Raw genomic sequence first — 21,484 nt, forward strand, 5'->3', positions numbered from 1 at the left:
GTCGCCTCCCACGTACCAGCGCGGAGCTCCCCGGCTTCGCGCGCCCCTGGCCCGCCGCTCCCTCCCCCCTCCTGTCGCGGCGGGCCGGGGGCCCCCTTTTTTCCGCTTCGCGCGCAGAGAGAACCTGCGGTAGACGGCGCGAGTGAGCGAGCGGCGCAACAGGCAGGGGTGGATCTGGGGCGGGCTGCTCGTCGCCTCGCTGGCGACCGCGGTCGTCGGGCTCGTGGACTGGCTCTCGAGCGGCGATGCCGATCCCGCGCCCGCGCCGCTCGCGCTCGATCAGCCGGGGATGCCGTTCGATCCGTCGGGCGAGACCCCCGAGGCCGAGCCGCTGCCCGAAGGGTTCGTGCCGAACCTCCCCGCGGTGCCGACGCTCCCGCCGGGCGCGCGACCCGAGCGCGCGACCGACGAGGGTGAAGAGGGCCGGATGAGCGATCTCGCCGCCGAGATGCGCTTGGTCCAGGAGGCGCGCGCGATGGTCGCGACCGAGCCCGCAGTGGCGCTCTCGCTGCTCGAACAGCACCGCGCGCGCTTCCCCGACGGAGCGCTGCGCGAGGAGCGCGAGGTCTACGCGATCGAAGCGCTCGCCGCGCTCGGACGCACCGACGAGGTCGAGCGGCGCTACCTCGAGTTCCGCGAGGACTTCCCGGAGTCGCCTCTGACCGAGCGCGTGCAGCGCGTCGTCGAGTGACGCATCACGCCGCGCGTCGCACGTCGGAGGGTGCGGCCGGGGCCTTGCGGCGCCGCTCGATGCGCTGGACGAGCGACACCGCGAGGAGCCCGGCGAGCGCGCTCGCGCCCAGCGTGCCCAGCGCGAGCACGACGTGCACCCGCCGCGCTTCGTGACGCTCGCGGTACTGCCCCCAAGCGTACGAGTACGAGTGCAGCTGCTCGCCGGTGCACAGGTCTTCGCGCTGACCGCCGTAGCCGCCGTAGGGGCTGCTCTCGGTGACGTAGCAGGGGACGATCGGCGCGAGCCAATAGAGCCCGACCGACAGCGACGCGGCGATACCGAACATCAGGCCACCGGCGAGGACGAACGCGACCAGTTGTTTCATGCGAGCGGAGTCTACGGAGCCGGTCGGCGCGCCCGTCGAAGGTGGCGCGATCGGATTCGCGAGTGGCGGCTTCGGTGGGGAGCGCCTGGGGATCTCACGACGCGCGCTCATCTAGTGATCGAGAAGCAAGCCTCGCATGGACCGCGACCGCTCGATCTCGCAGGCGCGACGCCGCGTCATTCGATGCGCGGCGCTCCTCGCGTGCGCGATCACGCTCTGCGGGTGCCCACCTCCGGCGCCTCCGAACCCCGACGCGGAGCCGCCGCCCGACTCGACGATCATGAGCGCGCGCTGATCACGAACACGCGCGTCGTCGTGCCCGCCGAGCACGATGCATTGCGACCCGAGCGCCATGACGCATCGAACGCTCCTCGCCGTCGCCCTGATCACCCTCGCCGGCTGTGCCGACGACTCGCGCCCCGCGGGCCCGCGGCTCGCCGGGCCTCCGCCCGACGCCGGCACCACGACGCAGCCGCCCACGCCCGACACCGACCTGCCGTGTGCGATCGCCGAGACGCTCGCCGCACACTGCGGCACGTGTCACGGCGCGACCCCGAGCGGCGGCGCGCCGATGTCGCTGGTGACGCGCGCCGATCTGATGCGCGCGTCGGCGATCGATCCTTCGCAGACCCACGCCGCGCGATCGGTCGTGCGCATGCGCGCGACGTCGATGCGATGCCGCCCGTCGGTGCGCGCGTCGCCGAAGCGCAGATCGCCGCGTTCGAGGCGTGGATCGCCGACGGGATGCCCGCTGGGACGTGCGCCGTCGACGACCCGTGGAGCACGCCGGTCCAGTGCACGAGCATGCGCACGTGGACCGACGGCGACGACAAGTCGCCCGAGATGAAGCCCGGCGGCACGTGCGTCTCGTGCCACGCGCGCGAGGCGGACGAGCCGCTCTTCTGGGCTGCGGGCACCGTCTATCCGACCGCGCACGAGCCCGACGACTGTAACGGCGCGGACACGCGCGGCGCCGCGATCGTCGAGATCACCGACGCCGAGGGACGCGTCTCGCGCTTGGCCCCGAACCGCGCGGGCAACTTCTTCCTCGTGCGACCGAGCGACGAGGACGACGACGAGGACGAGGTCGAGCCGGGCGGCGCGCTCGCGACGCAGTTCGCGTATCCGTACACCGTGCGCGTGCTCTACGAAGGGCGCGAGCGCGCGATGCTGACGCCGCAGACGAGCGGCGACTGCAACGCGTGCCACACCACCGCGGGCACGAACGGCGCGCCGGGGCGCATCCTGCTTCCGTGAGTCACGCGGCGCGCTCGACGAGGCACGCGTCGCCGAACTCGTGCGCGAGATAGCCGCGCTCCTCGGCCTCGCGCGCCGCGTCGAGCAGGCGCGCGCGAGGCGCGAAGCCCTCGAGCAGCGCGTGGTGGCTGGTGCCGGGCTCGTGCATGCCGGACACGATCGCGTCGACGACGCGCGGCGGGCGCTCGGGGCCGAGCCGCAGCGTCGCGATCCCCGGGCCCGCATGCACCTCGCCGTCGTACGCGGCCGCGCTCTCGAGCGCGCGTACCACCGTCGTGCCGAGCGCGACGACGCGCCTTCCTTCGCGCCGCGCACGGCGGATCGCGCGCGCCGTCGCGTCGGGGATCGTGTACGGCTCGGGCAGCGGGAAGCGCGCGTCGAGCTTCGCGTCGCCGCTGCTCGAGAGCCCTGCCGCGTGCGTGAGCATCGCGATCTCGACGCCGCGCGCGACGAGCCGATCGAGCATCGCGTGATCGAGCACGAACCCCGCCGACGGCGGCTCGACCGACACCGGTGGACCGGCGATCGCGGTCTGCGCATCCCACAGCGCGAGCGGCGCGCGGAGGTGGCTGTACTGCACCGGCGCGCCTTCGCGCGCGATCCCTTCCCACACGTCGCGCGCCGTGCCCTCGAACGTCAGCAGCACGAGGCGCGGGTGCCCGTCGAGATCGGCGATCTCCGCGCGCAGCGTGGTCCCGAGCGCGAGCCGATCGCCGGGCCGCAGCGCAGGCGGAGCAGGGCGATCCTCGGTGCGCGCGCGCCAGTCGCCTTCCCCGAGCACGATCGCGCGCCACGCACGGATCTCGCGCGCGTCGAGCGTCAGGCGCGCCGCGAGGCGCACCTCGATCGACGCGCCGGTGCGGAGGTGCGTGCCGCGCAACGACGCGGGCAGCGTCCCCGAGTCGTTCACGACCAGGAGGTCTCCACCGCGGTCCCCACGAGCACCGCGCAGCACTTCCGGCAGCGCGCCGCGCGGGTGGTGCGCGATGCGCCCCGACGCGTCGACGACCAGCAGCCGTCCGTCGCGCCGCGCGCGCGCCGCTTCGGTCGCGGGCTTCACGACGCACCTCGGCGCATCGTCGTCTCGATCACCGCGAGCAGCTCCTCCGCGCTCTGCTCGGGGCGCTTCAGCGTGCGCGGATCGGCGTCGGGCAGCGCAGCCGCGTGCATCGGCGTGTCCATGTCGCCCGGATCGAACGACACGAAGCGCACACCGCGCGACGCCATCTCCGCATCCCAGATGCGCGTGGCGTGCAGCAGCGCGGCCTTGCTCGCCGAGTACGCGCCCCAACCCGCATACGCACTCACCGCGGCGTCGCTCGTCACGTTCACGACCACCGCGTTCGCTCCGCGCGAGGGCGCCTCGAGCAGCGCGCCGAGCACCGCGCGCGTCAGGCGATGCGGCCCGATCACGTTTGCGGCGAGCGCAGCCTCGAGATCCTCGCACTCGGTGTCGGCCCACGATCGCAGCGGCACCGGGCCGAGGCTCGACGCGTTGTTCACCAGCACGTCGAGCCCGCCGAGCCGACCGAGCAGCTGCACCGCGATCGGATGCACGTCCTCCTTGCGCGCGACGTCGCCGACCACACCCACGATGCGATCGCTCTCGCGCTCGACCGCGAGCACTCGCTCGCGCGTGCGCGCCACGATGCCCACCCGCGCGCCGCGCTCGACCAACGCGCGCGCAGTCGCGAGCCCCAGCCCCGAGGTCCCACCGGTCACGATCACGCGCCGGTCCTTCCACACGTTCGTCTCGCTCATGGCTGCCTCCACGCGATGCAGCCTGCGCATCGCGCTCCAAGGCGTCGTCCGTCGTGCCAATCCGTTGGAGGAGCGCTCTCGCGTCGTCGCGCGCGAACTCGGGCATCATCGTGCGATGCACCAACGCACACGGATCGGCGCGCTCCTCGCGCTCGGGATCGCGAGCCTCGTCTCGTCGCGCGTGCACGCGCAGGATCTCGCGACCGCGCTCGCCGCGCGCTACCCGACGCGCGAGCTCGTGCCGCAGTCGTGCGCGATGCGCGAGGGCGAGACGATCGCGCTCGCGGCCGGGCGCATCTGCTTGCGTGATCGCGCGACCGGTCTGGTGCGCGCGGTGCGGCGCATCGCGCTCTCGGGCGACTGGTACGACACGTCCGCGGTCGCGCGCGACGGCGAGGTGCTCTTCGCGGTGACCGATCAGGGCGGCGCCGCGACGCGCTTCGCGGGGCGCGTGTGGCGCTGGGACCTGACGCGCGACGCGTACCTCGGGCTCGCGCAGACCGACACCGCGCGCGTCGTCGACACCGCGTTCGGCGTGCTCTATCGGACCCAGGCGGGATGGCGCCGCGTGGACGACGCGAGCGCGACGCGCGTGGACGCGCCCGAGGACCTGCTCGACTACGGCGTCGCGACGTTCACCCACGAGGGCACGACCTACGTCGTGATGGGCCTGCAGCGCGTCGAGGTGGACACCCTCGCGCTCGCGGGACGCAGCGTGCAGCTGCGCGATCACGCGTCGCTCCCTGGCACGCTGCTCTACGCGGATCGCGGCGTCGTCGTGAGCGCCGTGCAGGCGCGCGGCGGCGTGATCCAGGTGCACGTGCTGCGGCTGCCCGCGACCGAGCCGACGATCGTCGCGTACCCGCAGGGCATGCGGCGTCCCGCGCGCGCGAGCCTCGAGGGGGCAGGGACGCTGCTGCTGAGCGGACCGCGCGGTGAGCGCGCGAGCCTGGACCTCGCGCAGGGAACGATCACGCGCGTCGACGCGAGCGCGCCCGCGACCCCGCCCGAGCTGCTGCGCGCGAGCTCGCTCTACACCGCGACGCCGACCGAGCGCGGCGTGTACCTGAGCGCGTCGAGCGGCGGCTATCTGCTCGATGCGAGCGGCGTGACCACGCCTCGAAGCGCACCGCGCGCGGCGCGCTCGCGCTGTCGCTGCGTCGAGGCCGACCTGGTGTGCCCCGGCGCAGAGAGCGCGCCGATCGCGGGCGCGTGCGCCGAGGTCGCGGAGCTCGATCGCATCCGTGCCGACTACGCCGACAGCGCCGATCGATCGACCCAGACGACCGGTGACGGCGCGTTCCGCATCGATCGCCTCGAGGCGGATCTGGTGAGGATCACGAGGCTGCGCGATGGCGCGCGGCTCTGGGCGCGCATCGTCGACGGCGCGCTCTTCGCGCAGCTCGACGACGGCTCGTACTTCTTGTCGAACCGCGATCTCGCGGCGCGCTTCGCGCTGCGCGAGGGACCGCTCACGACCGGCGCAGTGACGCCGCTCGGGCCGCGCGCGACGCAGCTCTTCCGCGAGACGTTGATCGCGGAGTTCTTCGCCCCTGCAGCCTCACAGTGACCAATCGAACGGCGCTTCGCCGAGGTCGCGCAGCGCCGCGTCGATCTTCGAGAACGGCTTCGATCCCTTGAAGTGCTTGATCGACAGCGGCGAAGGGTGCGCGCCCGACACCACCCGATGCCGCGTCGCGTCGATCCGCTTCTCCTTCTTCTTCGCCGCGGTGCCCCACAGCACGAACACCATCGGTCGCTCGCGCGCCGAGAGCGCCGAGAGGATCGCGTCGGTGAACGTCTCCCAGCCGCGCTTCTGATGCGAGTTGGGCTCGCGCGCGCGCACCGTGAGCACGGTGTTGAGCAAGAGCATCCCGCGCTCCGCCCACTTGGTGAGCGAGCCCGTCGTCGCGATCGGCACGCCGAGATCGCTCTCGAGCTCGCGGTACATGTTGGCGAGCGACGCGGGCGGCTTCACGCCCTCGCGCACCGAGAAACACAGACCGTGCGCGTGCCCCGGCGTCGGATACGGGTCTTGTCCGAGCAGCACGACGCGCACGTCGTCGAACGCGGTGTGCTCGAGCGCAGCGAAAACCTCGTCGTCGGCGGGGAACACCTCGTGGAGCGCGCGCTCGGCCGCGACGAATTCCGAGAGCTCGCGCCAGTACGGCTTCTCGAGCTCACCGCGCAGGATGGGCATCCAGCCGTCGGGGATCTTCACGCGACGAGCCTGGCTCGCGTGCTCTCCTCGAGCACGTTTCCGTCGGTCGTCGCGGCCGAGCCCGGCGTGAACCGAGGTACGCTGCGCGCGAACACATGACGCCCGACCTCGCCCGCGTGATGGCTCGCTACAACCGCTGGATGAACGACAAGCTCTACGCCGTCGCGGAGACGCTCACGGACGAGGAGCGCAAGGCCGATCGCGGCGCGTTCTTCCGGTCCGTGCACGGAACGCTCAACCATCTCCTCCTCGCCGATCGCGTGTGGATGGGGCGCTTCACCGGCGCGCAGCTGCAGGCGGGCGAGATGGGACCCGGGGGGATCCGATCGCTCGATCAGGAGCTCTATGCGAGCTTCGACGAGCTCCGTCGCGAGCGGGCGAAGACCGATGACGAGATCGTCGCCTTCATCGCCACGCTGACCGACGAGACGCTCGCCGGACCGCTGCGGTACTCGCGCCGCGGCGCCGCGAACGAGCTTCCGCTCTGGCACGCGGTCGCCCACATGTTCAATCACCAGACGCATCACCGCGGTCAGGTGACGACCCTGCTCATGCAGGCGGGTCACGATCCGGGCGTGACGGATCTCGTGGCGATGCTCCGGGCGTGATCCGCCCGCACGCCGAAGCGCTCGCGTCTGCGTCGTGGAGCGCTATCTTCGGCCCCCCTGTTTTTTCGAGGAGACCAGACGATGAGCACCGTGCGCGCGTTCATGGACCGCCACTTCCTGCACTTCAACAGCCGCGAGGTCGTGGACGCCGCGAAGGCGTACGAGGCGCACATCCAGAGCGGCGGCAAGATGATGGTCACCCTCGCGGGCGCGATGAGCACCGCGCGCATCGGGCGCATCCTCGGTCGCCTCATCCGCAAGGGCTACGTGCACGCGATCTCGTGCACGGGCGCGAACCTCGAGGAGGACGTGTTCAACCTCCTCGCCGCGAACGACTACAAGATCATCCAGGACTGGCGAGCGCTGCGCGCCGAGGACGAGAAGGCGCTCTACGACCAGGGCTACAACCGCGTCACCGACACCTGCATCCCCGAGACGATCATGCGCCACCTCGAGGAGCGCCTGATCGACGTGTGGAGCAAGGCCGCGAAGAGCGGTGAGCGCAAGTTCGAGAGCGAGTTCCTCTTCGACGTGCTCAGCGATGCCTCGCTCGAGCAGCACTACCAGATCCCGAAGGACGACTCGTGGATGCTCGCCGCGAAGGAGATGGGCATCCCCGTCTACTCGCCCGGCTGGGAGGACTCGACGACCGGCAACATGTTCGCGGCGGCGTGCTGGCGCGGCGACGTGTCGACCCACACCGTCGTGAAGACCGGCACCGAGCAGATGGAGCACCTGATGCGCTGGTACCTCGACGCGTCGGGGTACAACGCGATGAAGAAGAACGGCGCGTCGAAGCTCGAGAAGCCGAGCGTCGGTTTCTTCCAGATCGGCGGCGGCATCGCGGGCGACTTCGCGATCTGCGCGGTGCCCGCGATGATCCAGGATCTCGAGATGGAAGACTGCCCGTTCTGGGGCTACTTCGCGCAGATCAGCGACGCGGTCACGAGCTACGGCGGCTACAGCGGCGCGGTGCCCAACGAGAAGATCACGTGGGGCAAGCTCGAGGTCGACACGCCGAAGTTCATGATCCAGAGCGACGCGACCATCGTCGCGCCGCTGATCTTCGCGTACCTGCTCGGCGAGTGATCGAGGCGCGAGGCGCTACGAATTCCGTAGCGCCTCGCTCAGACGCGACGACGACGCCGCGCAGCGAGCCCGATCGCCGCCACTGCGAGCACCGCGCCCACGCCGCCGCTCGCCCCGGCACCGGGCGACGCGATGCTGCACACCGACACCATGGGCGACGGCGGCGGGTCGCTCGGCGGCGGATCGCAGCGCAGCTCGATCTCGATCTCGTCGGTCGCGAGCACCTCGTCGGAGCCGGGCAACGACGCGCGTCGCTGCACGCTGTGGAGCCCCTCCTCGAGGTCCGGCGGGTGCTGGCCGCTCGTGGGCGGCTCGCACGCGACGAACACGATCGCGCTGTTCGGGGCGGGCTGCCCGAGGAGCCCTCCGCCCGTGAACGGCTCACCGTCGACGAGCGTCTCCCACTGCAACAGATCGCGCCACGGCGCCACGCTCGCGTCGAGCACGACGTCGAGCTCGATCGTGGCGGAGTCGATCGGGCTCGAGCACGGCCCCGAGCTGTCCGGCACCACGATCTCGCGACGCGCCCACCGGCCCGCGTGCAGCGTCCCGAGCGCGACCGGCGCCGTCGCGGGCGCTCCGACGCGGACCGTCGTCGTCGCCTCGTCCGACATCGGGCCCGTCTCGCACGCGTGCGATTCGGTGAGCGTCCAGACGTCGCCCTCGAGCGCGCCGTCGAGTCGCACCACGCCGTCCTCGACGGCGAGCTCGATCGTCGTCGACTCACCATCGCGCTCACGCACCGCCACGAGCGTGCGCGACGCGACCGCGCCGCCGCCCGTGATCGACAGGATCGCCCCGTTCTCGGGCACGACCGGCACTTCGTCGGCGTTCGCCGCGGACGTCGGGTGGAAGCGCACCGGCGGGCACGCGTGCGCCGAGCACGCCGACGCGCGCGACGCAGGTGACGAGACCGCCGCGACGGAGAGCAATGCGGCGACGACGAGCATCTTCCTGAGCAAAGCGACCCCCTCTCGAGGCACGTGCGTGTGCCTCGATGTGTCGCGTTCGCTCAGAGCACTTCGCGCGCCATCACGCGCTCTTCGGCTTCGGCTGGAGGCGCCCGTTCGCCGTCAGCTTCGCGACCCAGCGCATCGGCGGCTCGGGCGCTTCGCGCCGTCCTTCGAGCACGTCGTCGATCAGCGTCGCGCAGCTCTTCGCGATCTCCGCGGCGAACACCGCGCCGCTCTCGGGACGCGCGAGGTGCGGCGCGCCGGTGTAGCCGGGGAACGGCGAGAGCGCGTGCCAGCCGAGCGCCATCGCGATGAGCTCGAGCTCGCCCGCGAGCTCGTCCTTGCCCATCCCGCGCGCGACGCGCGATGCGTGGATCATCGCGCGATCCGGCACGATCGTCGGGCAGGGCGGCACGTCCTGCCATCCGCGCACCGAGTGCGGCGCGTAGTGGAGCGCCATCGACGTCTCGAAGAAGCCGGCGTGGAAGTCGTGCCGGAGCGTCTCGATCATGCGCGTGCGCTCGCGCCCGTCCTTCACGTGATCGAACGCGCGCACGAAGCGCCGCCCGTCGAGCTGACACAGCTCGCGCAGCGCCTGGTTGAACGGGTTGAGCGCCGCGACGCCGCGCTCGCGCAGCCACGCGAGGCCGGGCTCGATCGCGAGCGAGTGCAGCGGCGCGCCGTGCCACGTCATCGCGATCACGCGGTGCGCGCCGAGCGAGCGCAGCGCGCGGCACGCCTCCATCACGGTGTCGCGCACGATCGCGAAGGGCACGGTGCGCGTGCCCGGGCCGGGCGTGGGATCGCAGCCGACCTCGAGATCCGCCGCGACCACGAACGGCTCGTGCTCGCCGCACAGCAGCGCGTGCACCTCGCGCGCGAGGCCGGTCGAGATGAGACGGTCGTTGTGCAGTGAGAGGTGTGGCCCGTGGTACTCGACCGGGTTCACCGGGAGCCAGACGCGCACGCCGCGCGCGCACAGCGCGCGCGCTTCGCGATGGGAGAGCTCGAACAGCGGGATCGTCTCGTTCGCCATCGCGCGACCAACCTCTCTCGGGTTGGGCGCAGCGTAGCGCCGACGCGCGGTCGCGCCCTTGACCTATCGATCGATAGGCACCAGCCTATCGAGTGATAGGGAGGGCAGCGGACATGCACCCGCACCACCACGGGACCCACTTCTGTCGACACTGCGATCACGCCGTCACTCCGGTCCGTCCGGGGCGGCCCTGGATGTTTCGCGTCGCGCTCGCGATCACCGCGCTCGGCGGTGTGCTCGCGGTGCTCGGAGCGAGCCTGATCGGTCCGTTCATCATGTTCGCGGTGCCGCTGATGGCGCTCTACGGCTTCGCGCTCGGCCCGCTTCACTGGCTCGCGACGATGCCCGCGGTGTGCCCGAGCTGTCGTCGCGAGACGCCGTACCGCAGCCGCGAAGAAGCGCGCGCGAGCGTGCCCACGCGCCGTCCGGCGCGCCCGTCGATGCGCGCTGCCGCGTGATCGCGCCGCGCGCGTGATAGAACGCGCGCATGCCGCGGACCGCGGACGAGCACACGTGGGGCGGCCAGGAGCTGGGCGAGCGACACCGCGAGGTGCTGCGCGCGGCGCTGCATCTCTTCGCCGAGCGCGGCTATGCGGGCGCGAGCCTGCGCGAGCTCGCGCGGCGGCTCGGGATGCAGCAGCCGAGCCTCTACCACTACTTCCGCAGCAAGGAAGAGCTGGTCGATCAGATCCTCACGACGTTCGGGTTCGGCGGCGTGCAGAGCGTGCCGGAGGGCACGTCGATCCCCGATCGCGTCGAAGATCTGCCGCGCGCGCTCGGCGACATCGTGCAGGCGATGTACGAGCGGACCGACTGGCCGATCTTCGTGCGCTTCCTGTTCAACCTCTCGCTCGAGCAGCCGCTCTACGCGGAGCGGCTGCGCGTGATGTTCGTCGAGACGGTCGGCGGGCTCTTCACGACGATGCTCTCGCACTACGTCGAGTCGGGGCAGGTCGATCAGGAGGAGATCGAGCTGCTCTCGCGCATGGTCGTGAACGCGATCGGGCTGCTCTACATCGAGCAGTACGTCGTGTTCCCGAAGGGCGCGGGGCGCGGGCACGAGATGCGCCCGTACATCGACTTCGTGGTGCGGGTCGCCGAGCTCGCGCTCGCATCGCGTGGGCCCGACGGGCGCATCTTCCCGCCGACGAGCGAGAAGCCGGTCGCTACTCCGCCTGCGCGCGGAGGTCGAAGAACTCGCGGGCGTGGCCGCCCGGCGGAACGGTGATCGAGCGGACGTGCTCCTCGCCGTCGCGATCGACGAAGCGAAGGCGCACCGAGCCCGACTGCACCTCGACGTCGCCGATCGGCGTGGTGCCGAGCAAGCGGCCGCCGACGTAGACCTTCGACCAGGGGCGCGAGTTGATCGAGACGCGGCCCGGGGGCGCAGCGGGCTCGCGCTCGCGGCGCGACGGGCGGACCGCACGCGCGACCGGCTCCGGCTCCGCGGCTTCTTCTTCTTCTTCTTCGAGGTCGGGCGCGTTCGCCGAGAGCACCGCGACGAGCTGTGCGCGATCGCCGGCGCGGAGATCGATCGCGCGCTCCCAGTCGTCGTGCCCGTCGGCGCGAAGCCGCACGAGATAGCGGCCCGGTGAGAGCAGCCCGATCTCCATCGGCGTGGTGCCGACGTCGCCCCGATCCTCGAGCTCGATGTGCGCGCCGCTCGGCGTGCTGTCGACGTAGATCGCGCCGGTCGTGGGCGCGGCGGGCGCGCTCGGCCCTGCGCCGACGCTCGGGATCACGACCTCGCTGTGCGCGCCCTGCGCGCCCATCGTGTACGCGACCCACGCGCCCACGCCGCCGGTCACCGCGAAGAGCGCCAAGCCCGCCGCGATCATCAGCGCGCCGAGCATGCGCCGCCGCGGCGGCACGATCGACGACGGACGCTCGTCGTCGTGCGGCGTCGCGACCTCGATGCGCTGCGTCGCGTTCGGGCCGGGGGGCAGCGAGGACATCGCCTCGTTCTCGCCGCTCGGCACCGTCGCGCGCGGCGGGGGCATGCTGAGCCGGCGATCGAGCTGCGGGCCTGCCTTGATCTCGTTCGCGAAGAGGTCGTGCATGAGCTCGCCGACCTTCGCCGCGAGCACCACGGTGCCGCTGCGCGCGAGCACCTGCTCGATCGCCATCTGCATCTCGCCCGCGGACTGGAAGCGCTCCTCGGGCTTCTTCGCGATCGCCCGCGCGATCAGCGCCTCGAGCTCGCGCTGGATCTCGATGCGCGGCTCGCGCGAGGTGATCGCGTCGGCGAGCGGCGGCGCGTCCTCGTAGACGATCGCGCGCATCGTGTCGAACTCGGTCTGCCGCTTGAACGGGTTGCGACCGGTGAGGATCTCGTAGAGGCAGAGGCCCAGCGCGAACACGTCGGCGCGCGCGTCGATCGGCTCGCCGAGGCACTGCTGCGGCGACATGTACGCGAACTTGCCCTTCACGACGCCGGCCTCGGTGCGCGTCGAGTGGCTCGCGGCCTTCGCGATGCCGAAGTCGAGCAGCTTCACCGGCCCGTCGTAGCTGACCATGACGTTCTGCGGGCTGACGTCGCGGTGCACGATGCCGAGCGGCTCGCCCTGCGAGTCGCTCGCGCGATGGGCGTAGTCGAGCGCCTCCGCGACCATCGCGACGATGCGCAGCGCGATCGGGATCGGCACGCCTCCGCGCTCGCGCGCGCGGCGGACGAGCTTCGACAGCGGCATGCCGTCGACCCACTCCATCGCGATGTAGAAGCTCCCCGACTCCTCGCCGAACGCGTAGACGTGGCAGATGTTCGGGTGGTTGAGGTGCATCGCGAGGCGCGCCTCGTCGACGAACATCTCGACGAAGTGCTCGTCCTCCGCGACGTGCGGGAGCACGCGCTTGAGCACGACGTGGCGCCCCGCGCGGCCGGTCTCGCTGACCTCGCGCGCGAGGAAGATCTCCGCCATGCCGCCGAACGCGATGCGACCCAGCAGGTCGTAGCGACCGAAGCGCGCGAGCGAGGGTGCGCGCGAGAGCGACGCGCGACCGGAGTGCGTGACCGGCTCGATGTCGTCGAGCGAGACCTGCTGCGAGGGCAGCGCCTGCGCGTTCGCGAGCGAGATCTCCTGGGTCATCCAGTCGCGCGCGGTGCCGTCGGGTGGCGTCGGGATCGCGAGCCCGGGCGTCGGCGTCGGCGCAGGACCGGCCGCTTGGACGCGCGCTCGGGGGACGGGTCGCGCTCGCGGGAGCTCCGGGAGCGGAGGCGCAGGAGGAGCGTCCTTGTTTGACCGGTCCATGACGGCGAACGAGCCAGTATACCGCGCACGCAGGAATCGGCGCGTAAACGTGCGGTGTCGCGCGCGTTACCGATGATCGCGAACGATCTCGTGCACGTGCGCGACCACGTGTGCTCATGTTGGGCTCGTGGCCGACCGAGTGCAGCTGATCGACGAGGCGCTCTTCGAGACGACGCTGGCGCGTGCCGCGAGCGCGCCGCGAGGGCGCACGAACCACAACTTCCATCCGTCGCTCGACGACAACCCGCACCGCTTCCTGAACGTGATGACGCGCGGCACGTACATCACGCCGCATCGCCATCTCGACCCCGCGAAGAGCGAGACGTTCGTCATCCTGCGCGGCGAGGTCGCGTTCTTCGTGTTCGACGATCGCGGGGAGATCGAGCGCTGCCAGACGCTCGGCGACCCGATGCAGCGCGCGCACGCGTGCGGCATCGATCTCGCGCCCGGCGTGTGGCACTCGCTCGTGGTCACGAGCGAGAGCGCGATCTGCTTCGAGGTGAAGCCGGGCCCCTATCAGGCCGCGAACGACAAGGACTTCGCGCCGTGGGCGCCGCGCGAGGGAGAGCCCGGCTGCGCGGCGTACCTCGAGCGGCTCACGCGCTACGCCGCGCGCTCCGATCGGCGGTGACCGCGGCGCCGAGGCCGAGCAGGAAGACGATCAGCGCGGGGCCGCGCGGCGCTTCGCTGCCGGTCGCGAGCACGGCCGCCGCGCCCACCGCGGCCATCGGGCCGAGCAGGAGCGCGATGCCCGCCCACGTCGCGCGGGCGCTGCGCTGCGCGCGCGCGGCGCTCGTCGTCTCCGTCGCTGCTTCGTCTCGTTCGACCGTCGCCGTCGCGCTGCGATCCATCGCGTCCACCTCCACGAGCCTCACTCGGCTCCATCGAGCGCCAGCGACTCGAGGCCGGAGCCGGCGTCGCGCGGGCGCGGTTGCATGCTCTCGCGGCGCGATCGGACGCGCGCGACACCGGCGAGATCGCGCTCGAGCGCGTCGACCGGGATGCCCTCTCCGGGCACGACCTCGACGCTCGCGCCGCGCTTCGCGTACGGGGCGAGCGCGGTGCGGAGCGCGGCCAGGCCGCTCGCGTCCCAGTGCGTCACGCCCTCGAGCTCGACGATCAGCGTGCGCGCGTCGTCCGAGATGCCCGCGACGAGCTGCTGCGCGCGATGCTGCGACGCGAAGACGAGCGGCCCCTCGAGCCGCGCGACGTGGGTCTGTCCGATGCGGTGCGTGTCGAGCCGGAGCGCCGCGCCCTGCGCGGTCACGTGCTCGATCACGGCGAGCGCGAAGCCGATCAAGAGGCCCTCGACGAAGCCGGTCGTGACGATCGCGATCGCGGTCGCGACGAACACCACCGCCTCGAAGCGGCGCACCTTCGCGAGCTTCGCGAGCTCGCTCAGGTCGACGAGCTTCGCGCCGACGACGAGGAGCACGCCCGAGAGCGCCGCGAGCGGCACGAGATCGAGGTGCGGGCCGAGCACGAGCACCACCGCGAGCAGCACGACCGACTGCACGACGCCGCAGAGGCGCGTGCTGCCGCGCGCTTCGATCGCGGCGACGCTGCGCACGACCGCGGCCGCGACCGGCATGCCACCGAACGCCGCGCACGCGAGGTTCGCGACGCCCTGCGCGACGAGCTCCTGATCGGGGCGATGCGAGGGGCCGCCGGTGCGCGCGTCGATGCTCACCGCGCAGAGCAGCGAGTCGACCGACGCGAGCGCGGCGAGCGCGAGCGCGTTCGGGAGCAGCGCCGCGAGATCGACGCGATCGAAGCTCGGCACGTGCAGCGCGAGCGCGTTCCCGTGCAGCGGCGCGACGCGCTCGACGTCGAGCCCGAGCCACGCGACGACGCCGACCGCGAGCGAGAGCGCGACGAGCGGCGCGGGCACGCGGGGCACGACGCGCGGGAGCACGATCAGCACGAGCATCACGAGCGCGCCGATCGCGATCGCGAGCACGTCGAACGAGACTTCGGGCAGCGTCGTCGCGAGCGCGGCGACGCGACGGCCGTCGTGCACGCCGACGAGGTGCGGCAGCTGCGAGTCGAACACCATCACGCCGACCGCCGCGAGGAACCCGCCGACGACCGGGCGCGGCAGGAGGCGCACCAGCCCGCCGACCCGCAGCGCGCCGAGCGCGATCTGCACCGCGCCGGCGATCGCCGTCGCGATCAGCATCCCGTCGATGCCGTGCGCCGCGACGATCGCTGCGGTCAGCGGCGCGAGCGCGACCTCGGGGCCGGTCACGTTGAGGCGCGAGCCGCCGAAGAGCGCCGCGATCAGCCCGCCGATCGCGCCGCTCACGAGGCCCGCGGCAGGCGGCAGATCGCACGCGACGGCGAGCGCCAGGTTCAGCGGGATCGCGACCATCGCGACGACCAGACCGGCGCCGACGTTCGCGCCGGCGGTGCGGCGATCGAACATCTCGCGCCACGACGCGAGGGTGTCGGCGAGGGCGCTCGGGGATCGTTCGCGATGAGCCACGGCGCGCCCTGGTCCACGTCGCGTGCCACCGCGCGATCCCTGCGATCCGCGCGGCTCCGCGCACCACCGTCGTGAATCGCCGACAGGTGTTCCCGACACCGTCGGCGAAGACCGACGGTGCGCCAGCGCTTCTCGCGATATCTTCGGAGGAGACCCGACGGAACGCCGAATGCTGAGGATCAAGGCGCGCGCCCCGCGACCCCGTCGCGCTCGCTGGCTGCAGCGATGGAATCGAATGCGTCTCTTCTCGCGCCTCGTCGTCTCTCACGCCGCGCCCGTCCTCGTGATCACCGTGGCGCTCGCGATCGTCCTCGGCGCGCTCGGGCGCATGACGCAGCTCGTGGTGGAGCTCGGTGAGGACGAGCTCGGCACGCTCGCCCGCGAGGGCGCGCTCCACGAAGCGGACTGGAACCTCGATCTCTCGATGCGCCACGCGCTCGCGCGCTGTGCCCGCGGCGAGGACGAAGCGGCGACCGAGCCGATCGAGCGCAACGCGTCGATCCTGCGCGATCGGCTGCGAGGCACCGCGCCGGTGTCGCAGCCGCTCTACCGCGCGTCGGTCGGCTACCTCGATCTCGCGGATCGCCTGCTCGCGTCGGGCGTGTGCTCGCCGTACAGCGCGATCGCGGAGCTCGAGCGCAGCGAGCTCGACGCGCGCATCACGACGATCTGGGTCGAGCGGCTCGCGGAGCTCCACGCCGCGGCGCGCGCCCAGGAGGGCGACGTCGGGCGGCTCGGCACGAGCGCACTGGTCGTCGGCGTGCTGATCGCGGCGATCGCGCTCGCGCTCGCGATGTGGACCGCGCGCCGCATGGCCGCGGAGATCAGCGAGCCGCTCGCGAAGATCTCGCGCGTCGCGCAGCGGCTGTCGCGCGGAGACTTCGGCGAGTCGCTGGTGGCCGAGGGTCCGGCGGAGATCGTGGAGCTCGCGGAGGAGCTCGAGCGCATGCGCGTGCGGCTCGCCGAGCTCGAGAGCTTGAAGCAGGGATTCCTCGCGTCCATCTCCCACGAGCTGCGAACTCCGCTGTCGAAGATCCGCGAGGCGCTCGCGCTGCTGATGGACGGCGCGTGCGGACCGCTCCAGGAACGTCAGGCACGCGTCGTCGGCATCGCGCGGACCGCGTGCGAGCGCGAGATCCGCATCGTGACCACGCTCCTCGATCTCTCGCGGCTGCGCGCGGGCGCGCCGCTCCGGCGCCGCGGCGGTGTCTCGGTCGACGACGTGCTCGCCAACGCCGTCGCGGAAGAAGGCTCCGATGCGCGCGCACGGCGCGTCACGATCGACGTCGAGCGCGAAGGGGACTCGGTGCGCACCGCGCTCGACGAGGCGCTGCTCGAGCGCGCGTTCGCGAACCTGATGCGCAACGCGGTCTCGGTCTCGAAGCCGGGCCAGGTGGTGCGCGTGACGCGCACGATCGAGCGCGTCGACGGGCGCAGCGTCGCCGTGGTGCGCGTGCGCGACGAGGGCCCCGGTGTGCCCGACGAGGTGCGCGACACGCTGTTCGAGCCGTTCGTCACGGTCGCCGTCGACGGCTCGCCCAAGGCGCTCGGCATCGGCCTCGGGCTCGCGCTCGCGCGCGAGGTGGCGCGCGCCCACGGCGGCGAGCTCGAGCTCGACGCGACCGTCGATCGCGGTGCGTGCTTCGTGATGCGGCTGCCGCTCGACGGACGCGAGAGCGCACCGCCCCGCGCGCTCGGCGGCGCGCCGCTCGGGGTGCTGGGGGTGCCCTCGTGAGCGAGCCCGAGTGGAAGGGGCACGTCCTCGTCGTCGACGACGAGGAGGACCTCTGCGAGCTGCTCTCGATGCGCCTCGAGCACCACGGCTTCCGCGCGACCATCGAGACCACGGGGCGCGGCGCGCTCGAGGTGCTGGAGCGCGAGATCGTCGACGCGATGATCCTCGACCTCCGCCTCGACGGCGAGGACGGCCTCGACGTGCTCGACGCCGTGCAGCGGCGCTCGCTCGATCTGCCGGTGATCGTGCTCACCGCGCACGGGACCGTGGAGACCGCGGTCGCCGCGCTCCATCGCGGCGCGTACGGCTTCCTCACCAAGCCGTTCCACGACCACGAGCTGCTCTCCGAGGTCGAGCACGCCGTCGAGCGCGTCCGGCTGCGTCGCGAGGTCGCGGGCCTGCGCCGCATCGTCGGCGACGAGGGCGAGGGCGTGCGCCTGCTCGGCACCAGCGCGCGCATCGAGGAGGTGCGCGAGCGGATCGCGCGCATCGCGCGATCCGACGCGACCGTGCTGCTCCTCGGCGAGTCGGGCACCGGCAAGGAGCTCGCGGCGCGCATGCTCCACTCGCTCTCGCCGCGCGCGCACGGACGCTTCGTCGCGATCAACTGCGGCGCGCTGCCCGCGGATCTCCTCGAGAGCGAGCTCTTCGGGCACGTGCGCGGCGCGTTCACCGGCGCGGTGCGCGACAAGGAGGGCCTGTTCGCCGCCGCGAGCGGCGGGACGCTCCTGCTCGACGAGGTGGGCGACGCGCCGCCGCAGGTCCAGGTGAAGCTGCTGCGCGTGCTGCAGGAGCGCGAGGTCGTCGCGGTCGGCGCGACGCGCGCGACGCCGGTCGACGTGCGGGTCGTCGCAGCGACCCATCGCGATCTGCGCGCCGCGGTCGAGCGCGGCACGTTCCGCGAGGACCTCTTCTATCGACTGCACGTCGTGCCGGTCGAGATGCCCGCGCTGCGTGATCGCCGCGAGGACATTCCGCTGCTCGCGGAGCTCTTCCTCGCGCGCGCCGCGTCGCGCCACCGCCTCTCCGAGCCGCACCTGACGAGCGACGCGCTGCGCATCCTCCGCGCGCACGACTGGCCCGGGAACGTGCGCGAGCTCGCGAACGTGATCGAGGGCGCGGCGCTGCTCGCGCCCGACGGCGTGCTGCGCCCCCAGCACGTGCTCGCGGTGCTCGCGCGTGCCCCCGAGCTCGACGCGTCGGAGAGCGAGCCGCCGAGCGGATCGATCGACGGGCGAGACCTCGCCCGCTCGCGCGAGCTGCTGCCGCTGCGCGAGGCGCGCGAGGCGTTCGATCGCGCGTACCTCGAGGAAGCGCTCCGCCGCGCGGGTGGCAACGTGAGCGCCGCCGCGCGCCTCGCCGGCCGCAATCGCACCGACTTCCACGCGCTCCTCAAGCGCCACGGCCTCTCGCCGGGCGACTTCCGCGAGGGTTGACCAATTCCGTGACGCGAGCGCTGATTTTTGGACCTGCGCCCCCGGCCCATCGAGCATCGCGGGTCGGATGTCGCGGACCTCGACGTTCCTCGCGTGGCTCTTGCCGCTCTCGCTCCTGCTCGGATCGATCATCGCGGTGCCGCTGCTCGTGATGGGCGAGCAGGGCCTGCCCCGCTATCGCGCGCTGCGCGACGAGCTCGCCGAGGTGCAGCGCACCAACGAGCGCATGCGCGAAGAGGTCCGCCAGCTCCAGCACGACGTGCGCTCGCTGCGCGCCGACGAGCGCGCGATCGAGCGCATCGCGCGCGACGAGCTCGGCATGGTCCGCGAGGGCGAGATCGTCTTCCAGTTCCCCGAGTGACGCTCAGAGCGACGCGCTCGCGTACGGCGCGATCCCCTCGCGTCCGATCGCGACCAGCGCGAACGCGCGCTCTCCGATCACCCGATGCGCCCCGGCGCGGACGCGCGTCACGCAGCACTCCCAGTCGCCGACACGCGCGACGCGCGCCAGGCCCGACACGCGCCCGTCGATGCACGTCCACGTCTCGCGCGGTCGCACGATCACCAGCGCGTGCTCGTCGAGCGCGCCGTACGGCAGGTCGATCGCGTGCTCGCTGCGGTGACGATCCACCGGCGCGACCACCCACGAGATCGACGTCCCGCCGAGCGTCTGCACCACGAGGATCGGCTCGCTCGCGACGAGCCGGAACGCACCCTCCACCTCGAGCTCGACCGACTCGCCCGCATCGAGCACCACGCCTGCGATCCCGCGCTGCGCCGGCTCGAGGTCCACGTCGGTCCCGTCGAACGCCGCGACGATGCGCACCGAGCCTGCCGCGGCCGCTCCCTCGAGACCGACCGCGTATCCGACGTGCTCGCGCCCCCAGCCCTCGATCCCGACGCTTGCTCCGTCCTGCCGTACTGCTGCGAGCTCCATCCCTCGCAGAAGGGGCCGCGAGCGCCCGAATCCGTCTCACCGAATCGTCGCGGCGCGCGTCGCCGACCACCCGAGCGCGATCGCGATCACCGCGAAGCTCCCGATCACCGTCGGCACCATCGGCGCCATCACGCCGTGACCCGTCATCTCCGACGCGACCGCCGCGCCTCCGAGCACCATCGCGATGCCCGCCGAGCACGACGCCGCGAGCCCCTCGAGCGTGTCCGTCATCGCCTTCATGGTCACACCGCCGCCAGGCGCGTGGGGTTCGCGGGGTCGACCTTCACCTGCAGGAGCGCGCCCGGCACCATCATCCCGAGCTGATGGAACGGCACGAGCTGCCGCAGGCTCGCCTCGTAGGGCGCGCGTCCTTCCATCTCGACGCGCAGCGACAGATCGAAGATCGGCTGATCGTTGATGCGGATCCCGGTCTGCTTCACCGCGAGCAAGCGCGCCTGCGCGGGCACGCCGTGCTGCTCGAGCCACGCCGCGTCGCGCCCCGACTTGTACGAGCTCCACGCGATGCCGAACCAGATGCTCGAGCTCGCCGCGAACGCGAACCCGAAGATCAGCGACCCGAACGACGCGTGGCTCGTGAACGACGTCACCGCGGGCGCGAGCGGCCCGAACATCGCGGTCGGGAACATCGAGAGCACGAGCCCGAACAGCGCGGGCACGAACGACGCGAGCCCGATCAGCAGGAACACGATCCCGCCGAACGCCATCGGCGCCCAGAACGCGATCGCGCTCTTGCTCCGCGCGCTCGCGCGCGCCGCGTTCACCTGCGGCCAGCTCTGCGCGATCAGCGCGAAGCGCGGGAAGCGCGAGCGGATCTGCTCGACCAGCACCGCATCGAGCCGTCCCTCCGCCATGTCGGCGCGCAGCGACGCGACCGCGTCCTCGACGCGCCCCGTGCGCTCGAGCGCATGCGCGCGCAGCACCGCGCACGTCGCCTGCGTCGCGAGGTGCAGCGGGATCTCCCCGCTCTTCGATCCCAGCGCCGCGAGCACGCCCGTGAAGTCGTCCTGCGACGTCGCGATCAGCGCGAGGGCGAACCGGCGCCCGCTGTCGGTCTCGAGATCGTCGGTGTGCGGATCGACGAGCGCGAGCCACTCCTTCGCCGCGTCGATCTCCTCCTCGCGCGCCGCGATGCGCGCGAGCGAGCACGCGAGCCCGCCGCGATGGCGCGGCATCGACAGGATCTCGCGCGCGGTCTCGAGCCGCGCCCGCGCGCGCGCCGGCTCCTCGTCGGGCAGCCCGACGAGCCCGAGCGTGAGCACGTACAGCGCGTCCGCGCTCGAGAGATCGTGGGGCGCCGCGATCACCGCGCGACGCAGCGCCTGCCAGCTCGCCTCGGCCTCGCTGCGGCGGATCGCGCTGAGCCCGCCGCTCGCGAAGAGCGGCGCGATCGCGGGCGGCGGCATCATCGGCGTGTGCTGCTGCGCGGCGAGGCGCGCGAGGCGATCGGCTTCCGTGACCGGCACCGGCACACGCGCGAGCTCCTCGGGGCGCGGCCCGACCGGGATCGCGGCCGCGCAGCGCACGCAGCACGCGGTGCCTCCCTCGAGCGGCACCGGTGTCGCGCCTCCGCACGTCGGGCAGAGGTGGGCGCGCTCGGTGCGCGAGAAGATGCGGGCACGCGACGAGATGGGCTGCACGG

24 protein-coding genes are annotated in these 21,484 nt (G+C 72.6%); 12 read left to right on the plus strand and 12 right to left on the minus strand.

The window, feature by feature from the left end; genetic code table 11:
- The first annotated feature begins 142 nt into the window (after nucleotides 1–142).
- Nucleotides 143–691, plus strand: a complete 549-nt coding sequence (locus DB32_RS42465) for a tetratricopeptide repeat protein (RefSeq protein ID WP_053238373.1) — start codon at nucleotides 143–145, stop codon at nucleotides 689–691.
- Nucleotides 692–695: 4 nt separating this feature from the next.
- Here DB32_RS42465 and DB32_RS42470 read toward each other — a convergent pair whose 3' ends face one another.
- A complete protein-coding gene (locus DB32_RS42470; RefSeq protein ID WP_157070351.1) occupies nucleotides 696–1,058 on the minus strand; it encodes a hypothetical protein in 363 nt (120 codons plus the stop codon).
- Nucleotides 1,059–1,194: 136 nt separating this feature from the next.
- On the opposite strand from DB32_RS42470, the gene DB32_RS47765 reads away from it, so the two are divergent.
- Nucleotides 1,195–1,353, plus strand: a complete 159-nt coding sequence (locus tag DB32_RS47765; RefSeq protein ID WP_157070352.1) for a hypothetical protein — start codon at nucleotides 1,195–1,197, stop codon at nucleotides 1,351–1,353.
- 380 nt (nucleotides 1,354–1,733) lie between these two features.
- Complete coding sequence (locus DB32_RS42480; protein WP_053238376.1) at nucleotides 1,734–2,315, plus strand: hypothetical protein; 582 nt, start codon at nucleotides 1,734–1,736, stop codon at nucleotides 2,313–2,315.
- 1 nt (nucleotide 2,316) lies between these two features.
- Here DB32_RS42480 and DB32_RS42485 read toward each other — a convergent pair whose 3' ends face one another.
- Nucleotides 2,317–3,375, minus strand: a complete 1,059-nt coding sequence (locus DB32_RS42485) for an S-adenosylmethionine:tRNA ribosyltransferase-isomerase (protein WP_053238377.1) — start codon at nucleotides 3,373–3,375, stop codon at nucleotides 2,317–2,319.
- Nucleotides 3,372–4,076, minus strand: a complete 705-nt coding sequence (locus DB32_RS42490; protein WP_053238378.1) for an SDR family NAD(P)-dependent oxidoreductase — start codon at nucleotides 4,074–4,076, stop codon at nucleotides 3,372–3,374. The genes DB32_RS42485 and DB32_RS42490 overlap by 4 nt, the downstream gene beginning before the upstream one ends.
- A 115-nt stretch (nucleotides 4,077–4,191) precedes the next feature.
- Here DB32_RS42490 and DB32_RS42495 point away from each other — a divergent pair, with 115 nt between their 5' ends.
- Nucleotides 4,192–5,646, plus strand: coding sequence for a hypothetical protein (locus DB32_RS42495; RefSeq protein ID WP_157070354.1), 1,455 nt, complete (start codon nucleotides 4,192–4,194; stop codon nucleotides 5,644–5,646).
- Here DB32_RS42495 and ung read toward each other — a convergent pair.
- Nucleotides 5,638–6,297, minus strand: coding sequence for a uracil-DNA glycosylase (gene ung, locus DB32_RS42500; protein ID WP_275935521.1), 660 nt, complete (start codon nucleotides 6,295–6,297; stop codon nucleotides 5,638–5,640). The two genes, DB32_RS42495 and ung, sit on opposite strands and share 9 nt — an antisense overlap.
- Nucleotides 6,298–6,416: 119 nt before the next feature.
- Here ung and DB32_RS42505 point away from each other — a divergent pair, with 119 nt between their 5' ends.
- Together DB32_RS42505 and DB32_RS42510 are read left to right on the plus strand one after the other, a co-directional pair.
- Nucleotides 6,417–6,905 carry a DinB family protein gene (locus DB32_RS42505; RefSeq protein WP_275935538.1) on the plus strand — a complete coding sequence of 163 codons (489 nt, stop codon included), beginning with the start codon at nucleotides 6,417–6,419 and terminating at the stop codon, nucleotides 6,903–6,905.
- Between the two features lie 81 nt (nucleotides 6,906–6,986).
- Nucleotides 6,987–7,994, plus strand: a complete 1,008-nt coding sequence (locus DB32_RS42510) for a deoxyhypusine synthase family protein (protein WP_053238381.1) — start codon at nucleotides 6,987–6,989, stop codon at nucleotides 7,992–7,994.
- Nucleotides 7,995–8,032: 38 nt separating this feature from the next.
- On the opposite strand, the gene DB32_RS42515 is transcribed toward DB32_RS42510, so the two are convergent.
- Nucleotides 8,033–8,956, minus strand: a complete 924-nt coding sequence (locus tag DB32_RS42515; protein ID WP_157070355.1) for a hypothetical protein — start codon at nucleotides 8,954–8,956, stop codon at nucleotides 8,033–8,035.
- Nucleotides 8,957–9,026: 70 nt separating this feature from the next.
- Entirely contained in the window at nucleotides 9,027–9,983 is a 957-nt protein-coding gene (locus tag DB32_RS42520) for a creatininase family protein (protein ID WP_053238383.1), read from the minus strand.
- 194 nt (nucleotides 9,984–10,177) lie between these two features.
- On the opposite strand from DB32_RS42520, the gene DB32_RS42525 reads away from it, so the two are divergent.
- Together DB32_RS42525 and DB32_RS42530 are read left to right on the plus strand one after the other, a co-directional pair.
- Complete coding sequence (locus DB32_RS42525; RefSeq protein ID WP_053238384.1) at nucleotides 10,178–10,441, plus strand: hypothetical protein; 264 nt, start codon at nucleotides 10,178–10,180, stop codon at nucleotides 10,439–10,441.
- 29 nt (nucleotides 10,442–10,470) lie between these two features.
- Nucleotides 10,471–11,211 carry a TetR/AcrR family transcriptional regulator gene (locus tag DB32_RS42530; RefSeq protein ID WP_053238385.1) on the plus strand — a complete coding sequence of 247 codons (741 nt, stop codon included), beginning with the start codon at nucleotides 10,471–10,473 and terminating at the stop codon, nucleotides 11,209–11,211.
- Here DB32_RS42530 and DB32_RS42535 read toward each other — a convergent pair.
- Nucleotides 11,150–13,069, minus strand: a complete 1,920-nt coding sequence (locus tag DB32_RS42535; RefSeq protein ID WP_053238386.1) for a serine/threonine-protein kinase — start codon at nucleotides 13,067–13,069, stop codon at nucleotides 11,150–11,152. The genes DB32_RS42530 and DB32_RS42535 overlap by 62 nt on opposite strands.
- Nucleotides 13,070–13,358: 289 nt before the next feature.
- Here DB32_RS42535 and DB32_RS42540 point away from each other — a divergent pair, with 289 nt between their 5' ends.
- Complete coding sequence (locus tag DB32_RS42540; RefSeq protein ID WP_053238387.1) at nucleotides 13,359–13,862, plus strand: WbuC family cupin fold metalloprotein; 504 nt, start codon at nucleotides 13,359–13,361, stop codon at nucleotides 13,860–13,862.
- On the opposite strand, the gene DB32_RS42545 is transcribed toward DB32_RS42540, so the two are convergent.
- Nucleotides 13,828–14,082, minus strand: coding sequence for a hypothetical protein (locus DB32_RS42545; protein WP_157070356.1), 255 nt, complete (start codon nucleotides 14,080–14,082; stop codon nucleotides 13,828–13,830). The two genes, DB32_RS42540 and DB32_RS42545, sit on opposite strands and share 35 nt — an antisense overlap.
- Before the next feature lie 20 nt (nucleotides 14,083–14,102).
- A complete protein-coding gene (locus DB32_RS42550) occupies nucleotides 14,103–15,716 on the minus strand; it encodes a SulP family inorganic anion transporter (RefSeq protein WP_053238389.1) in 1,614 nt (537 codons plus the stop codon).
- A 235-nt stretch (nucleotides 15,717–15,951) separates the two neighbouring features.
- Here DB32_RS42550 and DB32_RS42555 point away from each other — a divergent pair, with 235 nt between their 5' ends.
- The 3 genes from DB32_RS42555 to DB32_RS42565 all read left to right on the plus strand — a co-directional run bounded on the left by DB32_RS42555 (nucleotide 15,952) and on the right by DB32_RS42565 (nucleotide 19,248).
- A complete protein-coding gene (locus tag DB32_RS42555) occupies nucleotides 15,952–17,451 on the plus strand; it encodes a HAMP domain-containing sensor histidine kinase (RefSeq protein ID WP_053238390.1) in 1,500 nt (499 codons plus the stop codon).
- The gene (locus DB32_RS42560; RefSeq protein WP_053238391.1) at nucleotides 17,448–18,887 is read left to right on the plus strand and encodes a sigma-54-dependent transcriptional regulator; all 1,440 of its coding nucleotides are present in this window, start codon (nucleotides 17,448–17,450) and stop codon (nucleotides 18,885–18,887) included. Before DB32_RS42555 ends, DB32_RS42560 begins: the two co-directional genes overlap by 4 nt.
- Before the next feature lie 67 nt (nucleotides 18,888–18,954).
- Entirely contained in the window at nucleotides 18,955–19,248 is a 294-nt protein-coding gene (locus DB32_RS42565) for an FtsB family cell division protein (protein ID WP_053238392.1), read from the plus strand.
- A gap of 3 nt (nucleotides 19,249–19,251) precedes the next feature.
- Here the strand turns inward: DB32_RS42565 and DB32_RS42570 are convergent, their stop codons facing one another.
- The 3 genes from DB32_RS42570 to DB32_RS42580 are packed head-to-tail and all read right to left on the minus strand — an operon-like array spanning nucleotide 19,252 to nucleotide 21,482.
- Entirely contained in the window at nucleotides 19,252–19,824 is a 573-nt protein-coding gene (locus tag DB32_RS42570) for an IgGFc-binding protein (RefSeq protein ID WP_053238393.1), read from the minus strand.
- 36 nt (nucleotides 19,825–19,860) lie between these two features.
- On the minus strand, nucleotides 19,861–20,055 hold the full coding sequence (locus DB32_RS42575; RefSeq protein ID WP_157070357.1) for a hypothetical protein: 195 nt from the start codon (nucleotides 20,053–20,055) through the stop codon (nucleotides 19,861–19,863).
- Nucleotides 20,056–20,066: 11 nt separating this feature from the next.
- Nucleotides 20,067–21,482 (minus strand): hypothetical protein, encoded by a 1,416-nt coding sequence (locus DB32_RS42580; RefSeq protein WP_053238395.1) that lies wholly within the window; start codon nucleotides 21,480–21,482, stop codon nucleotides 20,067–20,069.
- Nucleotides 21,483–21,484: the final 2 nt, after the last annotated feature.

Source organism: Sandaracinus amylolyticus (assembly GCF_000737325.1).
Lineage (GTDB): Bacteria > Myxococcota_A > Polyangia > Polyangiales > Sandaracinaceae > Sandaracinus > Sandaracinus amylolyticus.